The sequence below is a fragment of the Asanoa sp. WMMD1127 genome, assembly GCF_029626225.1.
Classification (GTDB): domain Bacteria; phylum Actinomycetota; class Actinomycetes; order Mycobacteriales; family Micromonosporaceae; genus Asanoa.
The window spans coordinates 491,871-512,058 of record NZ_JARUBP010000001.1 but is presented as its reverse complement, the minus strand read 5'-3'; the positions used below and the strand labels follow the sequence as shown (position 1 = coordinate 512,058).

Annotated in this window: 11 protein-coding genes and 1 pseudogene; 8 read left to right on the top strand and 4 right to left on the bottom strand. The window is 71.8% G+C overall.

Going from position 1 to position 20,188, the window contains the following annotated elements:
• Positions 1 to 2 precede the first annotated feature (2 nt).
• The gene (locus O7635_RS02570) at positions 3 to 3,125 is read right to left on the bottom strand and encodes a BTAD domain-containing putative transcriptional regulator (protein ID WP_278078774.1); all 3,123 of its coding nucleotides are present in this window, start codon (positions 3,123 to 3,125) and stop codon (positions 3 to 5) included.
• A 191-nt stretch (positions 3,126 to 3,316) separates the two neighbouring features.
• Here O7635_RS02570 and O7635_RS02565 point away from each other — a divergent pair, with 191 nt between their 5' ends.
• The 6 genes from O7635_RS02565 to O7635_RS02540 all read left to right on the top strand — a co-directional run bounded on the left by O7635_RS02565 (position 3,317) and on the right by O7635_RS02540 (position 11,188).
• On the top strand, positions 3,317 to 4,324 hold the full coding sequence (locus O7635_RS02565; protein WP_278085353.1) for a LacI family DNA-binding transcriptional regulator: 1,008 nt from the start codon (positions 3,317 to 3,319) through the stop codon (positions 4,322 to 4,324).
• An 81-nt stretch (positions 4,325 to 4,405) separates the two neighbouring features.
• Positions 4,406 to 5,713 (top strand): extracellular solute-binding protein, encoded by a 1,308-nt coding sequence (locus O7635_RS02560; RefSeq protein ID WP_278078773.1) that lies wholly within the window; start codon positions 4,406 to 4,408, stop codon positions 5,711 to 5,713.
• A gap of 55 nt (positions 5,714 to 5,768) precedes the next feature.
• Positions 5,769 to 6,683 carry a sugar ABC transporter permease gene (locus O7635_RS02555; RefSeq protein ID WP_278078772.1) on the top strand — a complete coding sequence of 305 codons (915 nt, stop codon included), beginning with the start codon at positions 5,769 to 5,771 and terminating at the stop codon, positions 6,681 to 6,683.
• 1 nt (position 6,684) lies between these two features.
• Complete coding sequence (locus O7635_RS02550; RefSeq protein ID WP_278078771.1) at positions 6,685 to 7,581, top strand: carbohydrate ABC transporter permease; 897 nt, start codon at positions 6,685 to 6,687, stop codon at positions 7,579 to 7,581.
• Positions 7,578 to 9,800: an alpha-xylosidase gene (gene yicI, locus O7635_RS02545; protein ID WP_278078770.1), complete on the top strand. Its 2,223-nt coding sequence runs from the start codon at positions 7,578 to 7,580 to the stop codon at positions 9,798 to 9,800. Before O7635_RS02550 ends, yicI begins: the two co-directional genes overlap by 4 nt.
• Positions 9,797 to 11,188: a GH1 family beta-glucosidase gene (locus O7635_RS02540; RefSeq protein ID WP_278078769.1), complete on the top strand. Its 1,392-nt coding sequence runs from the start codon at positions 9,797 to 9,799 to the stop codon at positions 11,186 to 11,188. The genes yicI and O7635_RS02540 overlap by 4 nt, the downstream gene beginning before the upstream one ends.
• 59 nt (positions 11,189 to 11,247) lie before the next feature.
• On the opposite strand, the gene O7635_RS02535 is transcribed toward O7635_RS02540, so the two are convergent.
• Together O7635_RS02535 and O7635_RS02530 are read right to left on the bottom strand one after the other, a co-directional pair.
• Positions 11,248 to 14,148, bottom strand: a complete 2,901-nt coding sequence (locus O7635_RS02535) for a hypothetical protein (protein ID WP_278078768.1) — start codon at positions 14,146 to 14,148, stop codon at positions 11,248 to 11,250.
• 145 nt (positions 14,149 to 14,293) lie between these two features.
• Positions 14,294 to 14,824: pseudogene (locus O7635_RS02530) on the bottom strand (alkaline phosphatase D family protein); the annotation flags it as partial.
• Between the two features lie 187 nt (positions 14,825 to 15,011).
• Between O7635_RS02530 and O7635_RS02525 the strand changes: the two are divergent.
• Complete coding sequence (locus O7635_RS02525; protein WP_278078767.1) at positions 15,012 to 15,761, top strand: GntR family transcriptional regulator; 750 nt, start codon at positions 15,012 to 15,014, stop codon at positions 15,759 to 15,761.
• Between the two features lie 5 nt (positions 15,762 to 15,766).
• Positions 15,767 to 16,753, top strand: a complete 987-nt coding sequence (rfbB, locus tag O7635_RS02520) for a dTDP-glucose 4,6-dehydratase (protein ID WP_347405256.1) — start codon at positions 15,767 to 15,769, stop codon at positions 16,751 to 16,753.
• A gap of 160 nt (positions 16,754 to 16,913) precedes the next feature.
• Here rfbB and O7635_RS02515 read toward each other — a convergent pair whose 3' ends face one another.
• Positions 16,914 to 20,081 carry a BTAD domain-containing putative transcriptional regulator gene (locus O7635_RS02515; protein ID WP_278078766.1) on the bottom strand — a complete coding sequence of 1,056 codons (3,168 nt, stop codon included), beginning with the start codon at positions 20,079 to 20,081 and terminating at the stop codon, positions 16,914 to 16,916.
• Between the last annotated feature and the right edge of the window lie 107 nt (positions 20,082 to 20,188).

Genomic DNA, 20,188 nt, shown 5'->3' with positions numbered 1-20,188 from the left:
CGTCACAGGGCGAGCGCGACCTCGACCAGCTCGGCCGCGCTCGTCTCCGCGCCCTCCCGCGTCACCTCGGCGAATCTCTCTTCGCCGAGGTGACGTCGCGTTTCCTCCTCGATCCGCAGCGCGTCGGGGTTGGCCCGGTCCGGCATCCCGCGGACGGCCGCGCTGGCGGCCAGCAACCGGGCCGCCGGCTCGTGCTGGTCGTGCCGCAGCGCCAGGTCCGCGACGCCGACCAGGACCTGGGCGACCAGCGGGGCGTGGCCTGCCTCGGTGGCCGCCTGCCAGGCGGCGACGCGCTGGGACCGCGCCTCGCGGAGGTCGTCGCTCAGGTAACCGAGCAGGTCGTGGATGCTGGCGCTGACGTGTGCCTCGTCCGCCTCGGCGCCGAGCAGGGCGGTGGCGATGCCGAGCTGGCGGCGACCCTCGGCGGTGTCGCCGACGCGCCGCGCGACCTCCGCCTTCGCCAGCGCGAGCTCGACCAGGGCGTGTGGCCAGGTGACTCCCTCGGCCTGCCCCTCGGCCTCGGCGATGGCCGCGTCGCTGCCGTCGTGGTCGCCGAGCAGCCGGAGCAACAACGCCTGCTGGGTAAGCAGCCGGATGGCGTCGACCGCGCTGAGCTCGGAGACCGCGGTGATCGCCTCTTCGTAGAGCGCGCACGCGCGACCCAGCTCGCCCCGCGCCGCGAGCTGGCCCGCGAGCTCGGACAGGGCCAACGAGAGCCCGTACCGCTCGCCGAGCGCCCGGAACTCCGCGATCGACAGCTCCAGGTTGGCGTCCGCCTCCGGGCCGCCCTGGCCGAGCATGATCCGCATCTTGCCCGCCTGCCACCGGGCCATCGCGCGTACCCACGGGTCCTCGTTGTCGAGCAACGACTCGAACGCGGACACCGCCTCGCCCGGCGCCGCCAGGATGCGTTCGAGCGGGTCGACCAGGTCCAGCAACGGGCTGCGGTGCTGGCTCTGCTGGTTGAACCGGTAGGCCTTGTGGATCCACTCCGCGCCGAGGTGCTCGTCGCCGCGGCCGGAGGTCACGAAGAGCACCACCATGCCGTACGCCATCGCCCGGACGTCGTCGGTCACCTCGCCCGGGACCTCGGTCGCGGCAAGCATCAGCTCGAGGCCCTCGGCCCGGCGCCCGCCGAGCCACCAGTACCAGCCGGCGTTCCCCGCCAGCCGCATCGCCGACTGCGCGTCGCCGGCCGCGATCGCGCTCCGCATCGCCGCGTTGATGTTGTCGTGCTCGGCCTCGAGGGTGGCCAGCCACTCCAGCTGCTCGGCCCGGCGCAGGTGCGACTCGGCGGTCGCCGTGAGCGTGGTGACCCAGGCGAGATGCGCCTGCCGGGCGAGGTCCGCCTCGCCGGCCTCGGCCAGCCGGTCGGCCGCGTACTCCTTGATGGTGCCGAGCATCCGGTAGCGCGGGGCGTCCTCGCCCGCGGCGACCACCAGCGACTTCTCGGCCAGCGAGGTGAGCAGCTCCAGCACGTCGTTTGCCTCGACGCCGGCGCCGGCGCAGACCGACTCGGCCGCCTCCAGGCTGGCGCCGCCGGCGAACACCGACAGCCGGCGCAGCACCGCCCGCTCCGCGTCGGTGAGCAGCTCCCAGCTCCAGTCGACCACCGCGCGCAGCGTCCGGTGCCGCGGCAGCGCGGTGCGGCTGCCGCTGGTCAGCAGGCGGAACCGGTCGTCGAGCCGGTTGGCGAGCTGCTCGATGGTCATGGTGCGCAGCCGGGCGGCGGCCAGCTCGATCGCCAGCGGCATGCCGTCCAGCGCGCGGCAGACGCGGACCATCGTCGCCAGCGTGTGCGCGTCGGCGCCGAGGTCCCGGCGCACAGCGCCGGCCCGGTCGCGGAGCAGCTGGACCGCGGGGGCGTCCGCGGCCGGTCCCGCGGGCACGGTCAGCGGCTCGACCTGCCACAGCGCCTCGCCCGTGATGCCGAGCGGCTCCCGGCTCGTCGCCAGGATCCGCAGCCGCCGGCACTCGCCGAGCACCCGTTCGGCGAACCGGGCGGCCGCCTCGATGACGTGCTCGCAGTTGTCGAGGATCAGCAACGCTTCCCGCTCGCGGATCGCGGCGACGAGGGCGTCCGTCGGGTCGGCGCTGACCGCGGCGCCGAGCAGCGCGTCGCGGAGACCCAGCCCGGTCAGCGTGGCCTGCGCGATGTCGCCGTCCGCGCCGATGGCGGCGAGCTCCACCAGCCAGACGCCGTCGGGCAGGTCGTCGGTCAGCGTGCGGGCGGTCTCCGTGGCCAGCCGGGTCTTGCCCGAGCCGCCCGGACCGATCAACGTGGTGAGCCGGTGCGCGCCGACAAGGTCGCGGACGGCGGCGACGTCGGCGTCCCGGCCGACGAAGCTCGTGAGCTCGGCCCGCACGTTGGTCCTGCGGGTCTCCTCGCGCCGGCCGCCCAGCTCGCCGCGAAGTAACGCTACGTGCAGGGCCGACAACTCCGGGGACGGGTCGACGCCCAGCGCGTCGACGAGCCGCTCCCGCAGGCGTTCGTAAGCAAGCAGGGCGTCGGAGTCGCGGCCGGCCGCCACCAGGGCCCGCATCAGGGCGCCGACCAGCGGCTCCCGCAACGGATGCGCGGCCACCGCGTCGGTCAGCTCGCCGACGACCTCCGCGCCGTGGCCGAGCTCGACCTCCGCCTCGAAGCGCTCCTCCAGCGCCGTGAGTCGCAGTGCCTCGAGCCGGGTCACCGCGGCGTCGAACGCCTCGCTGTCGGTCAGCCCGACGTCCTGCATGGCCGCGCCGCGCCAGAACGCGAGGGCGTCGCGCAGGAGCTGAAGCCGTTGCCGGCCCTCCTCGTGGCGGGCCTGGGCCAGCAGGCGCTCGAACCGCAGGGCGTCGACGGCGTCGGGTTCCACCGTCAGCCGGTAGCCACCCGTCAGCCCTTCGACCACGCCACCGGGCAGCGCCTTGCGCAGGCGGGAAGCGAGGCGCTGCAACGCGTTGGCGGCGTCGGCGGGCGGCTGTTCGCCCCAGATCCAGTCGACGAGGGTCGCCTTGGAAACGACCCGGCCCGGTTCGAGGGCGAGGGCGATCAGGAGGGCCCGCAACCGGGCGCCCGGCACGTCGGCCAGGGTGCCGTCACCCGTCCGCACCTCGAAAGATCCCAGCATCCCGACCCGCACGGGCCGATCCTGCCACGGCGGCCCGGCGCGGTCGGACCCGAGGCCGTCTTGTGGATCTCTGCCCGACATCGGCTATTGACGTCGTCGTAACACATGTCCTACGGTTCCGTCGAACCGGTTAGTCGAAACGCTTCGACGACTCAGCCGGGAGCGGTTCCACTGCTGGCCAAGGGAGGTGCGCGGTGGCCACCATGCACGACGTCGCGCGGCTCGCCCAGGTCTCCGTCAGCACCGTCTCCTACGTGCTGACCGGCACGCGCCCGATCTCCGCGGCCACCCGGACCAAGGTGCTCGCGGCCATGGCGGAGCTCGACTACCAGCCCAACGCGATGGCCCGCGGGCTGGCCACCCGGCGCAGCCGGATCGTCGGCCTGCTCATGCCGATGGACGAGCGCGGCCTGGGCGCCACGGAGACCGCGTTCGTGACCGGGGCGGCCGCGGCCGCCAGCGCCGCCGGCTACCACCTGGTGCTCTCGCCGGTCGGCGCCGGCGACCTCGACGACCTCCGCCGGCTGGCCACCCAGCGGATGCTCGACGGCGTCGTGCTGATGGAGGTGCAGGTCGAGGACGGCCGGGTCGCCGCGCTGCAGGAGGCCGGCGTCCCGCTGGTGCTGATCGGGCGGACCGGCGACACCGGCTCGCTGTCCTACGTGGACATCGACTTCGACCAGACCGTCCGCGCGGCCGTCGACCATGTCGTGGGCCTCGGGCACCGCCGGATCGTCTACGTCAATCACTCGGCCACGGCCATCACCGGCGGCTACGGGCCGGCGGTGCGCACCCGGGACGCCTTCGTCGCGGCCATGGCCGGCCACGGCCTGGAGCCGCTGATGATCCCGGCCGAGGACAGCGCGGCCGGTGGCCGGGCCGCGCTGGCCGCCGCGCTCGCCCAGGCGCCCGACCTGACCGCGGTGCTGGCCATGAACGAGAGCGCGATCTTCGGCATCCTCGGGGAGCTGGCCGTGCGCGGGCGCGCGGTGCCCGGCGACGTCTCCGTGGTGTCGATGGTGACCTCACCGCAGGTCGCCGAGTTGGCCCAGCCGGCCCTGACCGCGATGACCTCGCCGGGGGCGGCCCTGGGCCGGATCGCGGTGGAGGCGTTGCTCCGCCAGCTGGACGGCGTGGGCGGCGACCACCACCAGCAACTGCTGCCGTGCGTGCTGGAGATCCGGGGTTCCACGGGTCCGCCGGGCGGCTGACGAACACGAGCGCCCGCCGCCGCGCTGCAACGCGACGACGGGCTGGTAAGTACCGGCTCGATACTCATCAGGAGGATAGCAATGGGGCGATTCCGCAAGCTGGGCGTCGCGGTCGCGCTGGCGGCGATAGCCGCGACGACCGCGACCGCGTGCGGCAGCGGCGACGAGGGCGGCGAGGGCGGCGACGCGAAGGTGCTCAAGCTCTGGCACTACGAGAGCGCCAACAGCGCGATGGGCGTCGCCTGGGACAAGGCGATCGAGACCTTCAAGACCGAGCACCCGGGCGTCGAGGTCCAGTTCGAGCGCAAGGCGTTCGAGCAGATCCAGCAGAACGCCGGCATGATCATCAACTCGGACGAAGGTCCGGACATCATGGAGTACAACAAGGGCAACGCCACCGCCGGCCTGCTCTCGTCGCAGGGCCTCCTGACCGACCTGACCGAGGAGACGCAGAAGCGCGGCTGGGAGAAGAAGCTCAGCCCGAGCCTGCAGACCACCGCCCGCTACAGCGACAAGGGCGTGATGGGCGAGGGCAACTGGTACGGCGTGCCCAACTACGGCGAGTACGTCATGGTCTATTACAACAAGGACCTGTTCGACAAGAACGGCATCGCCGTGCCCACCACCTATGACGAGCTGACCGGGGCGATGGACCAGTTCGTCGCCAAGGGCATCACGCCGCTGGCCGAGGCCGGCGCGGAGTACCCGGCCGGGCAGCTGTTCTACCAGCTCGCCCTGGCGAAGGCCGACCGCAAGTTCGTCGACGACTACCAGCTCTACAAGAACCCGGTCGACTTCAAGGCCGACCCGCTCAAGCACGGCGCGGAGACCTTCGCGGACTGGGTGAGCAAGGGCTACGTCGCCAAGGACTCGGCCAGCCTCAAGGCCGAGGACATGGGCGTCTCGTTCATCTCCGGCAAGGCGCCGATGATCGTCTCCGGCAGCTGGTGGTACGGCCGCTTCAAGGACGAGATCAAGTTCAACTGGGACTCGTTCCTGTTCCCCGGCAACAAGTTCAACGCGGGCTCGTCCGGCAACCTCTGGGTCGTCCCGACCAACAGCAAGGCCAAGAGCCTGGCCTACGACTTCATCGACATCACCCTGCGTCCCGAGATCCAGGCGCTGATCGGCAACAACGGCGGTGTCCCGGTCGCGGCCGACGCGGCGCAGATCACCGACGAGAAGAACAAGAAGCTGATCGAGAACTTCAACACGATCAGCCAGCAGGACGGTCTGGCCTTCTACCCGGACTGGCCGGTGCCCGGCTACTACGACGTGCTGGTCTCGGGCTTCCAGAGCCTGATCAACGGCTCGAAGACGCCCGACCAGGTGCTCGATCAGATCGCCAAGCCGTACGACGACGGCGTCAAGGAGATCACCGGTAAGTAGGACGGCTGGGGGTGGGCGCGCGACCGCGGGCCCACCCCGCCGGGAAGGATCTCCCATGGCAGTCACCTCGCGCCGCCCGCGCGGCCGCGCCGGATACTGGCTCTACCTGTTGCCGGGCGCGGTGCTCTTCGTCCTCGTCATCGGTGCGCCCCTGGCCGGCACCCTCTATCTCTCGCTGACCAAGTGGTCCGGCGTCGGCGACCCCACGTTCATCGGCTTCGACAACTACCAGCGCCTGTTCCAGGACGAGGTGTTCTGGACGTCGTTCAAGAACACCGTGGCGATGATCGTCGCGATGGTGGTCGCGCCGACGCTGTTCGGCCTGCTGCTCGCGGCGACGCTGTTCGACGTCATCGGCCGCAAGTTCAAGTCGCGGACCGCCTCCGCCCTGCGGGCCATCTTCTACCTGCCGCAGGTGCTGCCGGTCGTGGTGGCCGGCATCGTCTGGGGCTGGATCCTGCGCCCGGACGGCGCGTTCAACGGCCTGCTCGACGCGATCGGGCTCGGCGCGCTGCGGCACGACTGGCTCGGCGACCCCGACACCGCCCTGCCCAGCGTCATGGCGGTGATGATCTGGGTGCAGATCGGCTATCCGGTGGTCGTCTTCATGGCGGCGCTGCAGCGGGTCGACCCGGAGTTCTACGAGGCCGCCGAGGTCGACGGGGCCAACTGGTGGCACCGGTTCCGGTCGATCACCCTGGCGCAGATCCGGCCGGAGACCTTCGTGGTCGCGCTGACCTGCACGATCGCCGCCCTCAAGGTGTTCGGTCCGGTGTTCGCGCTGACCCGTGGCGGTCCCGAGAACGCGACCAACGTCCCGTCGTACTTCGCCTATTTCACGTTCTTCAAGAAGCTCCAGGTCGGCTACGGCTCGGCCATCTCCACCGTGCTCACCCTGATCATCATCATCGTGGCCGCGGTGTTCATCTGGCTGCAGTACCGCAGCGAGCGCCAGGACCGGGAGGTCTGACATGGCCGTCACGCTCGAGCGGCCGGCCCCGGCCGCGACCCGCCCGGCCCGCATCCGGAAGACCCGCGACCGGCACCACCGTGGCGTGAGCCGCTGGATCGTGCTCGCCGTGGTCACGGTCGCCGCACTGGTCATGCTGGTGCCGTTCGTGTTCATGCTGCTCAACGCGTTCAAGTCGCCCGGCGACTACTCGTCGGCGGGCCCACTGAGCTGGCCGTCGGAGTTCTACACCAAGGGCCTCGTGACCTACTGGAACGAGGTCAACTTCCCGCTGAAGTTCTGGAACTCGTTCCTCATCGCTGGCTCCGTCGCGGTGCTGGGCGTGCTGGTCTCGGTGCTCAACGCGTACGCCCTCGGGATCGGCCGCGTCCGTGGCCGGCTCTGGATCGTGGGCCTGTTCCTGCTGGCCAACATGCTGCCGCAGGAGGCGCTGATCTACCCGCTGTACTACGTGGCCAAGGAGATCGGGCTCTACAACACCCAGCTCTCGGTGATCATCATCTTCACCGTCATCCAGAGCGCGTTCGGCACCTACCTGCTGGCCTCGGTGCTCGGCACCTTCCCCAAGTCGGTGCTGGAGGCGGCGGCGCTGGACGGCGCGAGCAAGTGGACGGTGCTGTGGCGCGTGGTCTTCCCGAACCTGCGGCCCACCCTCGCGGTCCTGCTGATCTTCTTCTTCATCTGGACCTGGAACGAGTTCCTCATTCCCCTGGTCATGCTCATCGACAACAGCACGCAGACCATCCCGGTCGCGCTGGCCTCGTTGCAGGGCGACCGGCTGATGGACGCCCCGACCACCAACGCGGGCGCGCTGATCAGCCTGGTGCCGGCCATCCTCTTCTTCATCGTTTTCCAGCGCACCCTCTCGCGCGGCATCACGGCAGGAGCCGAGAAGTGAAGTTCACCGACGGGTACTGGCAACTGCGGCCCGGGGTCAGCGTGCTGCGCCCCGGCACCGTCGAGTCGGTCGAACTGGACGAGCGCGGCTTCACCGTCTTCGCGCCCACCGGCACGGTCGTCACCCGTGGCGACACGCTCAACCGACCGGTCGTCACCGTCAGGTTCTTCTCCCCGGCGGAGGGCGTCATCGGCGTCACCGTCGCGCACCACCTGGGCGGGGTGCCGCGTACGCCGGCTTTCGCGATCGCGGCGGGCGACGACCATGTCGTTGACATCGATGTAACGGGCCTGTCCGCTGTTCTCACGACCGGCGAGCTGACCGCCAGGGTCGCGCTCGTCGACGGCTGGCGGGTCGACTTCCTGCGCGGCGACCGGGTGCTCACCTCGTCGACCGAACGCAGCATCGGCCTCGCCACCGACGCCGCCGGTCGGTCCTATGTGCACGACCGGCTGGCACTGGGCGTCGGCGAGACCGTCTACGGGCTGGGGGAGCGGTTCGGCGCGTTCGTCAAGAACGGCCAGACCGTGGACATCTGGAACGCCGACGGCGGCACGGCCAGCGAGCAGGCGTACAAGAACGTCCCGTTCTATCTGAGCAGCGCCGGCTATGGCGTGTTCGTCGACCACCCCGAGCACGTCTCGTTCGAGATCGGGTCCGAGGTGGTGTCGCAGGCCCAGTTCAGTGTCGAGGGCCAGACGCTCACCTACTACCTGATCGACGGACCGACGCCGAAGGACGTGCTGCGCCGCTACACCGCGCTGACCGGGCGCCCGGCCCGCGTACCCGCCTGGTCCTACGGGCTGTGGCTGTCGACCTCGTTCACCACGTCGTACGACGAGAAGACCGTCACCGAGTTCATCGACGGGATGGCCGAGCGGGACCTGCCGCTGTCGGTGTTCCACTTCGACTGCTTCTGGATGCGGCAGTTCCACTGGTGCGACTTCGTGTGGGACCCGGCGACGTTCCCCGACCCCGAGGGGATGCTGCGCCGGCTCCACGAACGCGGTCTCAAGGTGTGCGTCTGGATCAACCCGTACATCGCCCAGCGGTCCTATCTGTTCGAGGAAGGCCGTCGGAACGGTTACCTGGTGACCCGGGCGGACGGGTCCGTCTGGCAGTGGGACAAGTGGCAGGCCGGGATGGCGCTGGTCGACTTCACCAACCCGGACGCGGTCGCCTGGTACACCGGCAAGCTCAAGGTGCTGCTGGACATGGGCGTCGACTGCTTCAAGACGGACTTCGGCGAGCGCATCCCGACCGATGTGGTCTGGCACGACGGGTCCGATCCGGAGCGGATGCACAACTACTACGCGCAGCTCTACAACCGCGCCGTTTTCGAGCTGCTCGAGTCGACTCGGGGTGTGGGCGAGGCGGTGGTCTTCGCGCGGTCCGCCACCGCCGGCGGGCAGCAGTTCCCGGTGCACTGGGGTGGCGACTGCGAGTCGACGTTCGCCGCGATGGCCGAGTCGCTGCGGGGCGGGCTGTCGCTGGCCGCGTCCGGGTTCGGCTACTGGAGCCACGACATCGGCGGCTTCGAGGGCACGCCGGACCCGGCGGTGTTCAAGCGGTGGGTGGCGTTCGGGCTGCTCTCGTCGCACTCGCGGCTGCACGGCTCCGGCTCCTACCGGGTCCCGTGGGCCTTCGACGGCGAGGCGGTCGACGTGCTGCGGCACTTCACCCGGCTCAAGCTGTCGCTGATGCCCTACCTGGCCGCCGCCGCGGAGGAGGCGCACGCGTCGGGTGTGCCGATGATGCGGCCGATGCTGCTGGAGTTCCCGTCGGACCCGACCGCGGCCTACCTCGACCGGCAGTACATGCTCGGCCCCGACGTGCTGGTGGCGCCGGTGATGAGCGCCGACGGTGACGTTACTTTCTATGTGCCGGAGGGCACCTGGACCCATCTCGTGACCGGCGCGCAGGTGACCGGTCCGCGCTGGGTGACCGAGAAGCACGAGTTCGACAGCCTGCCGGTGCTGGCCCGACCGGGCGCGGTGATCCCGTTCGGCGACCGCGACGACCGGCCCGACTACGAGTGGGCCGACGGCGTGCGGCTGCGGGTGTTCGCGCCGGCGGAGGGACAGCGGACCCGGGTGCGGGTGCCGTCGCCGGGTGACGGACCCGGCGCCGAGTTCGAGGTGCGTTACGAGAACGGGACCGTTTCCGCTTCACTGGTGGCGGGAACGTCGGTGGGATACGTGTGTGAGGTGGGACGATGAGCGAGTTTCCGGAGAGCTTCGTCTGGGGTTCGGCGACGGCCGCGTACCAGATCGAGGGTGCAGCGAACGAGGGCGGCCGGGGTCCGTCCATTTGGGACACCTTCAGCCACACCCCGGGGCGCACGCTGAACGGCGACACCGGTGACGTGGCGGCCGACCACTACCACCGGTGGGAGTCGGACCTCTCGCACATCGCCTCCCTGGGGCTCGACGCGTACCGGTTCTCGATCGCCTGGCCGCGGGTGCAGCCCGGAGGTTCCGGGGCGTTCAACCCCGTGGGTGTGGACTTCTACTCGCGGCTCGTCGACGGGCTGCTCGCCCGGGGCGTGCGGCCGGTGGCCACCATGTACCACTGGGACCTGCCCCAGGAGCTGGAAGACGCGGGCGGCTGGGCGGTCCGGGACACGGCGCTGCGCTTCCGCGACTACGCCGCCGGCATCGTCGAGGCGCTCGGCGACCGGGTGCACACCTGGACCACGTTCAACGAGCCGTGGTGCTCGGCCTACCTCGGCTACGCGTCCGGCGTGCACGCCCCCGGCCGCACGGAGCCGGCGGCGGCCCTGGCCGCGGTGCACCACCTCAACCTGGCGCACGGCCTGGCCGGCCGGGTGGTCCGCGAGCTGGCGCCGGCGTCGCAGCTCTCGGTGACGCTGAACCTGCACGTGATCCGCCCGGCGTCCTCCTCCGCGGCCGACCTCGACGCGGTCCGCCGCATCGACGCGCTGGCGAACAGGGCGTTCCTGGGCCCGATGCTGGACGGCGCGTACCCCGCCGACCTCCTGGCCGACACGGCGCCGGTCACGGACTGGTCCTTCGTCCACGACGGCGACGAGAAGCTGATCGCGGTGCCGCTGGACGTGCTGGGCGTGAACTACTACTCGAGCACGCTGGTGCGGGCGTGGGACGGGGTGTCGCCGCGGTCGTCGGCCGACGGCCACGGCCAGTCGTCGGCGTCGCCGTGGGTGGCCGCCGACACGGTCGAGTTCCTGCCGCAGCCGGGCCCCTACACGGCGATGGGCTGGAACATCGACCCGCCGGCGTTCACGGAGCTGCTGCTGCGCCTGCACCGCGAATACCCCAACCAGCCGTTGATGATCACCGAGAACGGGGCGGCGTTCGACGACGTGGTCGGCCCGGACGGGACGATCGCCGACGACCGGCGCATCGACTACCTACGCCGCCACATCGGCGCGGTGGCCGAGGCCCGGGCGCAGGGAGCGGACGTGCGGGGCTATTTCGTGTGGTCGCTGATGGACAACTTCGAGTGGGGCTACGGCTACGACCGCCGCTTCGGCATCATCCGCGTGGACTACGACACCCAGGTCCGCACGTGGAAGCAAAGCGCCCACTGGTACCAACGCCTCGCCACCACGGGCCACCTCGAATAGTCGACAGGTAGCGGCAGGGGCCCACGTCGTCGTGCACGAGTGGGCCCTGGCCGTACCGCCTAGTTTCCGGCGACGTAGAAGTAGTATTCCGTCAGGTCCGACCAGACGCCGTCAGTCGTCCGTCCACGCACCCTCATGGTGTGGGACGAGCTAGTCTCCGGCGTGTAGGTGATGGTCGCCCGGCCCTGCCCGTCAGCGGGCACGATCGTCGGCTCGACGTCGTTGTCGCTGTATTCGAACTCGACCACCCCTGGACAGCCCTGGACGAAGGTGAACTCGCCTGGCACGCCGACGCCGCCCGTGGCGCCGCTGGGGCGATAGGTGTTCGACGACACGAGCGGCGCGGTGCCGACAAGGAACGGATAATCGGTCTGCGCGGTGTGCGTGCCCGCCGCCGTCCGGCCTCGCACCGACAGCAGGTTCTCGCCGTTGCGGTCCAATGTCACCGACACGGTGGTGGTCGACGATCGCTCGACGCTATGCCACGGACCGCCGTTGACCTGGTATTCGAAGGCGCTCACGTCCGCCAGTTCGACGTCGAAGCGGAACTCGGCCACGCTGCCGAGACCACCGCGCGCGACCCATTCGTAGTAGTCGCTGGACACCCGCACGTACGGGTCGCGCACCTGGAACGAGTAACGCCGTTCGGCGCTGGTCGTGCCGTCGGCCGCCACGCTGGTCACGGTCAGCGTGTTGTAGCCGGAGTGCGCCGGGGTGATGTCGACCGTTGCCCGACCGTCGGGACCGGCCGCGACCATCTGGGCGGGGTTGCCGTCGAGCGCGTACCGGTACTCGGCGACGTCACCGCGGCCCGGCTTGAACGTGAACCGGCCGGGCTGACCGGGCTGACCGACAGACTCGTTAGCCGGGTAGTCGGTCGAGACGACCACCGGCGCGTCGCTGACCTCGAACGCGTAGGTCCGCTCCGGAGAGAGCGTCCCGTCGAGGAACCTGGTGCGCACCCGCAGCGTGTTAGGTCCGGAGCGGTCCGGCGTCAGGGTCACGGTCACCTGGGAGAAGATCGGGTCCGCGTCGACCACCACCTCGGGGCCACCGTTGAGCTGGTACACGTAGGCGCCGGCGTCCGGCAGCGGGGTGTCGAACTGAAACTCGCCCGGGATGCCCACGCCACCGTTGGCGCCGTAGTCGGCGTAAAGGCTGGAATACACGTACGGCCTCGTGTCGAACACGTTGAAGTCGGTCATGGCCGATTCGGAGCGGGTGTCGTCGGCGTTGATGCTGCGGACGGTGAGCATCTCCCAGCCTGCCTGGGTCGGGGTCCACTGCAGCACAGCCGTGCCGTCGGCGTCCGCGTCGATCCGCTGGAGGCCCTCGCCTGAGTTGAAGGCGTACTCGTACGCGACGACCCCGGCCCGTCCGGGTCGGAAGGTGAAGGTGCCCGGCCGGCCCACCACCCCGTCGTGCTCCCAACTGAAGTCGTCGGACTCGATGGTCGGCACATCGGTGACCCAGACGCTCTCGGTCATCGCGCCCACCAGCTCGGCGCCGACGTAGGAACGCACGTGCACCTGGCTCTGGCCGATCTGCGGGAAGACCACCGTCACGTCGGCCGCGCCGTCGGCGCCGGCCGGAACCCGCACCTCGGCTCCGTCGCCGACCCGGTAGCCGAACTCGGTGACGTCGGCCAAATGTGTCCAGATCCGCACTTTGCTGGGTAGGCCAACGCCGCCAACCGTCACGGTGACCGCGGGCGCGGTGGCCCGCACGAAAAACTCGTAAGTGGTCACCGGCGATCGGTTGCCGGCGCTGTCGACGGTCTGCACCGCCAGCCGCTCGTAAAACGACCTCGGCGTGTATTCAAAGGTCACATCCCCGCCGGGCCGCGGCGCGGAGATGTGGCGGTAGACGTCGCCCGGCTCGCCCCAGTAGTAGCCGACGACGTCCTTGTCGCCGTTGGCACTCACCCGGAACGTGCCTGGCACGCCCTCGCCGCCGTGCTGCTCGCCGTCCGCCGGATAGGTGCTGGAGGTGACGACCGGCGCCGGCGGCAGCTGGCTGTCGACTAGCACGTAGCAGGGCTTGGCCCAGTCGGACAGGTCGTGGCCGTCGTCGGCGCGGGCAGTCCAGGCGAGCACTGTGCCGTGCGGATACTGCGACATCTCCCACTCGATCCGCGAGAAGTCGCCGCCGAAGGCCTCACCCTCGCGCTCGACACGCTGGTCCTCGTGGCCGACCGGCCAGGCCGCGAAGATTCCGTAGAACTGGTCGAACTGGTCCGCGTCGGCGCCTTCAACCATCAGGGTGTAGCTGTGTGCGCCGAGCGGCTGTGGGTTCTTCCTCGTGCCGCAGATCCAGTCGCTCGGGTACGAGTGCCCGATTCGCGTCACCGTGGGCGCGAAGTTGTATTCGGTGCGCAGCGACGGGAACGGTATGAGCACGCGGCCGTGCGCGACGTCGGCCTCCAGGCTCCGCGGGACACGGATCTCGACCGTCAAGGTCGACTCACCGCGGTCGGCCGCCTTGCGCAATGCGGGCAGCACGTCCCACACGAGGTGACCCGGGCACTCGGTGGCGCCGCCGGCCTGCACGATGCCGAGCAGCTCCCGCTGCCGGGGCCGGTTGTTCCAGGTCGTCGACGACGTCGTCGGGTCGGTACGCCAGAGCTCGACCGGCTGCGCCGACGCGCAGTCGGCGGCGGAGCGCTCCGCGATGACGAACTCCGCCTGATGGACGACGGAGCCCTTGAACCGCGCGATGTCGAACGTGAAGTAGGACCGGTAGCGATGAGCCTTCCCGTCGCCGTCCAGCGAGGCCCCGATGGGGGCGTCGCCTGACCCGTTGACGAACGACTTGTCCGGCTGTCGCGAGTCGACGTACGCCCAGCCGGACTTACGCACGTCCCGCTGCTCGTATGCCTGCGCCGGCCCCGCTGGTACGGCCAGTACGGCCGCCCCCAGCAGGGCTCCGACGAACGCGCTCAGCGCCCTTTTTGTGCGCACGCGTTGCACACCTCCCCGTTACGGCGATGGCGCACCCGGCCATCGACGGCGGAAGCATAAACGGGCGTGGGTCCGGCGTCGAGTCGTCCGTCCGATAAGGACTTTCCCCACGGTCTAAGGCTGCGTGGACCCCCGGCGGAGGCGGGCCGGTCGCGACCGACCAGCCCTGGACCCACCGGGCCGCGGTGTCGCTGCGGGTGCGGTCCGCGACGTGGTACCAGTGCCGCCGTCAGGTCGACGACGCCGCAGCCGTGGCCGTCCAGCTCCAGCCACTTCACGTGGGAGTTGGTCGCCCTGACCGCCGACGCGCCGACCTGGCTCAGGAAGCCGCCCGCCGGCGTGCCCAGGAAGTCGTTGACGTTGTCGCTCGTGACCGACGGGACCACGTACTCCGCGGCGATCGGGTTGTCGACTCCCGTCGCCCGGGTGGCCAGCTCGTTGGCCCACGACGTGAATGTCGCCGTCAGGAAGACCACGTCGCGGGTGCCCGCCGGCGGAGGGTGCCCACCAGGGCGCTGCGGTCCGCGTTGTAGCCGTCCCAGTGGTCGACGTTGAGGGCCAGCCCGTTCGACGGTACGCCGAGCAGCGCGCCCAACGGCCCGAGGAGCCAGGCCGGCAGCGCGCCGACGTCGAGGCGGGCGATCATCACCGGGTTACCGACCAGCTTCCACCTCGCCTGGTGGTGGCGCCGGCAGCGCGGCGGCGCAGTGGTCGCGCCGGCTCCCGGTCATCACCCTGCTCGGGGTGGCCAGCGGTCTGATCGGGTTGTTCCTGTCGGCGCGGTCGGCCGGTGGCGCCATCACGCTGACCGCGACAGCGATCCTGCTGGCGTCGCGGCTGCTGCGCTTGTAACATACAAATCTATGACAGGTCCGCGGTTCGAAGCGGTCGCGGCGGAGTTGCGCGAGCGCATCGCGCTCGGCGACTTCGCCGCCTCCGGCGCGCTGGAGAGCGAGGCCGAGCTCGGCCGGCGCTACGAGGTCAGCCGGGTCACCGTGCGCAAGGCGCTGGAGCGGCTGCGCGACGAGGGCCTCGTGGCGGCGCGCCGCGGCGCGGGGTGGTACGTGCGGTCCGGCACCTCGTTCGGCCAGACCCTGGCGCTCGGCAGCTTCCAGCACGCCCGGTCCGCGGTGGCCGACGCCGGCCTCGCCCTGACCCGTTCGGTGACCGGCTACGAATACCGGCCCGCGCCGCCCGACGTCGCGACGCTGCTCGGTGCCGAGGGCGAGGCGTTGCGGGTGCGCAGCGTCCGGTTCGCGGGCGGCAACCCGCTGGACGCGGTCACCGAGTGGGTGCCGCTGGCCTTCGCCAGCCCGGTCAGCCGGGCCGACGCGGAGGCACCCGGCGTCTGGGAGACGTTGCGCCGCCAGGGCCACGACATCGACGTGGTCCGGCAGAGCATCGCCGCGACGGCCGCGACCGACTCGGTGGCCCGCCGGCTCGACACCACCACCGGCACGCCCGTCCTGCTGGTCCGCCGGCTGGCGGTGCGCGCCGACGGCACGCCGCTCGCCCTGTCGGAGCACCGCTATCTGGGCCACCGGTTCCGCCTCGAGGTGGAGTTCCGCGGCGGCCCCGGCGCCGAACCGCCCGGCGTCACCCCCGTCTCCTGAGGAGGATGCTCGTGCACCTGCTGGTCACCGGCGCGGCCGGGTTCATCGGCAGCAACTTCGTGCGCTACTGGCGCCGGCGCCATCCGGCCGACACCGTCGTCGCGCTCGACGCGCTGACCTACGCGGGGATCCGCGCCAACGTGCCGGCCGACGTGCCGTTCGTGCACGCCGACATCGCCGGCGCCGCCGCCGTGCTGACCGACCACCGGATCGACGTCGTGGTCAACTTCGCCGCCGAGTCCCACAACAGCCGCGCCGTGCAGGACCCAGGCGCCTTCTTCGCCACCAACGTGCTGGGCACCCAACGCCTGCTGGAGGCGAGCCGGCGGGCGGGCGTCGCGCGCTTCCACCACATCTCGACCTGCGAGGTGTACGGGGACCTCGCCCTCGACGACCCCGGCGCGTTCACGGAGGAGTCGCCGTACCGGCCGCGCACCCCCTACAACGCCAGCAAGGCCGGCGCCGACCACGCGGTGCGCGCCTACCACGAGACCTTCGGGCTGCCGGTCACCATCACGGTCTGCGCCAACAACTACGGGCCGCGCCAGTTCCCGGAGAAGGTGATCCCGCTGTTCGTCACGCGGGCGCTGCGCGGCCTGCCGCTGCCGGTCTACCGCTCCAGCGCCAACCGCCGCGAGTGGCTCCACGTCGACGACCACTGCGCGGCCATCGACCGCGTCCTGCACGACGGCCGGGTCGGCGCGACCTACCACATAGGATCGGCGCACGAGGTCAGCGTCGCCGACCTGGCGACGACGATCCTGGACCGCCTCGGCCTGCCACACACCCTGATCGAGTCGGTCCCGGACCGCCCGGGCCACGACCGCCGCTACCTGCTCGACTCGTCCCTGATCCGCGCCGAGCTCGGCTGGACGCCGACCATCGACTTCACCACGGGCCTGGACCAGACCATCACCTGGTACGCCGAGAACCGCGCCTGGTGGGAACCACTGCTCGACCGCTCAGCGGTCGACGAAACCGCCTGGGCTTAGGGTCTGTCCTGCCGATCAACGCGGCCTGCGACGGGCCCAGCCGCCGCCTGGCGGCGTCCCGGAATCACCCGGATACAACACCGGTATCCGGCCAATTCCGGGCCACCACCAGACGACACCTGGACTCCGTCTCGGCTCACGTTGATCGGCAGGACAGACCCTAGTTGCGGCTCAGCACGCTGGCCACCTCGCCGCTGCCCACTTCGGACAGGAGCGACAGCGAGGCGTGCCACTGCTCACGGGCGATCGTGCCCAGGCCGTTGGCGCGGGCGATGTCGCCGAGGAGGCGCAACGCGCGGGCCTCGCCCAGGCGGTGGCCGGTCTCCCGGTGGGTGATGAGCGCCCGCTGTCCACTCTCGACGGCCCGGTCGATGTCGCCGGTGCGGAGCTGGATGCTGCCGAGCACCAGATAGGCGTTGCCGGCGAGGATGCGGTGGCCCGACCGTTGCGCGTCGGCCAGCGCCGTCGAGACGAGCTCGGCCGCCTCTGCCAGCTCGCCGGTTTCCCGCAGGGCGGCGGCCAGGCTGATGGTGCTGCGGGTGCGTACCCATTCGTTGCCGGCGCCCAGCAGCGCCAGTGCCTTGCGGTGTTCGCCGATCGCGCGGACCGGGTCGCCGAGCCAGTGGTGCACGGTGCCGACCAGCGACAGGATGTCGCCCTCGATGGCCGGGTCGGCCGCCTCACGCGCCTTGCCCAGTGCCGCTTCCGCGTTGGCCAGCGCCTCGGTCAGCTCACCCCGGTCACGCTGCACGGTCGCGAGGCCGGCCAGCAGGTGCGCCGCCGAGTAGGCCTTGGCGACCTCCGACTGCAGCTCCATCGCGGCCCGGAACCGGTCGGCGGCGGTCTGTTCGCCGAGCAGGTGCTCGACCGCGGCGAGGTTGTTCAGGGCGATCATCTGCCCGACCGGCGAGCCGATCTCCTCGTGCATGAGCAGGGCCGTCACGCAGTAGTCCGCGGCCCGGCGCAGCTCGCCCAGGTCGTGGTAGAGACCGCCGAGCGTGATCAGCGTGCTGGCCTCGCCGGGCCGGTAGCCGTTGGCCCGGTGCAGTTCCAGCGCCCGCTCGCTGCTGCGGGCCGAGCCGGCGAAGTCGCCCATGTTCTTCAGCACGACGCCGAGGTTGCCGGCGGCGGCGGCCTGGCCGTGGGCCCAGCCCGCCCGCGCGGACAGGTCCGCGGCGGCCTCGAACTCGGCCGCCGCGCCCGCCAGGTCGCCCTGACTCTGCCGGGCCAGCGCGATGCTGGTGCGCATCGCCGCCTGGGCCCGCTGGTCACCCTCGGCCTCGGCCGCCGCGAGGCTGGCCTGCACCGCGGTGAGCCAGTCGACGGTGTGGCTGCCCTGCCAGAAGTAGCCGCGCAGCGCGTCGGTGAGCTGCCCCGCCCCCGGGCGCGGGCCGGCCGTGGCGGCGTGGCCGATCGCCGCGAGCAGGTTGCGGTGCTCCGCGTCGAGCCAGGCCAGCGCGGCCGGGTTGGTGGGGAAGCCGGCGGCGGGCAGGTCGCCGAGCGGCAGCCGGATCATGTGCGGGTAGAGGCGCCGGCCGGCCGCGTCGGCGTGCGCCAGGTAGTGGGCGTGCAGGCGGCCGACCGCCGCCTCGGCTTCGGTCTCGTCGGACAGTTCCCGGGCGTACGCGCGAAGCAGGTCGTGCAGGCCGAACCGGCCCGGCCGGGGCGTGGTGACCAGGTGGGCGGCGACGAGGCCGTCGAGCGCGGCGCCGGCGGCGGCAGCGGACAGCGCGGCGAGGGCGCCGGCCCCGGTGGCGTCGACGTCGGTGCCGGGCAGCGCGCCGAGCAGCCGGAACAGCCGCTGTTCGAGGGGTTCCAGGCGCTCGTACGAGGCCCGGAACGTCGCCCGCACGCCGGCCAGCTCGTCACCGGCGATCGTCAGCTGGTCGAGGTCGAGCGCGCGGGTGTAGTCGGCGAGCGATGTGGACGGTTCGGCGTCGAGCCGGGCCGCGGCGATCCGCACCGCCAGCGGCAGGTGGCCGCAGGCGCGCACGAGGTCGCGTGCGGCCGCGGGTGAGGCGTCGACCCGCGCCGCGCCGATGATGGTGCGCAGCAGGAGCACGGCCTCGGCCTCGCTGAGCCGGTCGACGGTGAGCCGGCGGGCGCCGTGGCTGGCGGTCAGTCCGCCGAGCTGGCCGCGGCTGGTCACCACGACCACGCAGGTCGGAGTGCCCGGGAGCAGGGGGCGCACCTGGTCGGCGGTGGCGGCGTTGTCGAGCACGACCAGCATCTTGCGGCCGGCTATCTCGCTGCGGAACAGCGCGGCGGCCTCGTCGGCGTCGGTCGGGACCCGGTCGCCCGGCACGCCGAGGGCGCGCAGGAACCGGGCCAGCGCGTCGACGGGCCGCACGGCCGGCGCCGCCTCGTAGCCGCGCAGGTTGACGAAGAGCTGGCCGTCGGGGAAGCGGTCGGCGACGCGGTGCGCCCAGCGCACGGCCAGCGCGGTCTTGCCGACCCCGCCGGCCCCGTCGATCGCGGACACCACGACGGTGGTCCGGCCGTCGGCGACGATCCCGTCGAGCTGGTCGAGCAGCTCCGCCCGGCCGACGAAGTCCGGCACGTTGGCGGGCAGCTGGGCGGGGGCGCGGCCGGCCGGCGCCGGGCGGAGACCGGGTTCGTCGCGGAGCAACGCGGTGTGCAGCCGGCGCAGCTCGTCACCGGGGTCGAGGCCCAGCTGATCGCGGATCCGGTCGCGGACGTCGCCGTAGACGGCGAGCGCCTCCGTCCGCCGGCCGTCGCGGTGCAGCGCGGTCATCAGCTGGCCGGCGAGCCGTTCGTCGAGCGGGGCGCCCGCTCGGCGCTCGGTCAGCTCACCGATCAGCTCGGCCTGCCGGCCGGCCTCGAGGTCGGCCTCGATCCGCAGGTCGAGGGCGGCCCGGCGGGCCTCCTCGAGCCGGGCGCCGAGCCGCTCCCGCCCCGGGCCGATGTCGTCGAGGGCCGGGCCCCGCCACAGCCCGAGCGCGGCCCGGAGCAGCTCGCCGCGGCGGTGCGGGTCGTCACACTCGCGCGCCTCGGCCACCAGGGCGGTGAACCGGTGCGCGTCGACGGAAGCCGGGTCGACGTCGAGCCGGTAGGCGCCGTTGCGGAGCTCGATCCGGCCGGCGTCACCGAGGAGGGACCGCAGCCGGGAGATGTAGGTCTGCAGCACGCCCCGGGCGCCGCGGGGCGGCTCACCGGCCCAGACGAGCTCGACCAGCCGCCCGACCGGCACGCTCTGGCCGGCCTCGAGCAACAGGATCGCCAGCACGCACCGCTCCTGCCGGCGGCCGACACCGACGCGACCGTCGTCGGCGCTGACCTCGACCGGACCGAGCAGGCGGAACTCCACGCCGACCGACCTTATAGAAGCCCCCCGACCAGAGGAAACCCCGGACGGTAAGCGATCCGGTATGCGCGCCGCGCCACGCTGTCAGCAACGGGGGAGCGGCACCGCCC

Coding starts and splice junctions, on each gene's coding strand:
- O7635_RS02565 (WP_278085353.1), top strand. CDS start 3,317: ATGCACGACGTCGCGCGGCTCGCCCAGGTCTCCGTCAGCACCGTCTCC.
- O7635_RS02560 (WP_278078773.1), top strand. CDS start 4,406: ATGGGGCGATTCCGCAAGCTGGGCGTCGCGGTCGCGCTGGCGGCGATA.
- O7635_RS02555 (WP_278078772.1), top strand. CDS start 5,769: ATGGCAGTCACCTCGCGCCGCCCGCGCGGCCGCGCCGGATACTGGCTC.
- O7635_RS02550 (WP_278078771.1), top strand. CDS start 6,685: ATGGCCGTCACGCTCGAGCGGCCGGCCCCGGCCGCGACCCGCCCGGCC.
- O7635_RS02540 (WP_278078769.1), top strand. CDS start 9,797: ATGAGCGAGTTTCCGGAGAGCTTCGTCTGGGGTTCGGCGACGGCCGCG.
- O7635_RS02525 (WP_278078767.1), top strand. CDS start 15,012: ATGACAGGTCCGCGGTTCGAAGCGGTCGCGGCGGAGTTGCGCGAGCGC.
- rfbB (WP_347405256.1), top strand. CDS start 15,767: ATGCTCGTGCACCTGCTGGTCACCGGCGCGGCCGGGTTCATCGGCAGC.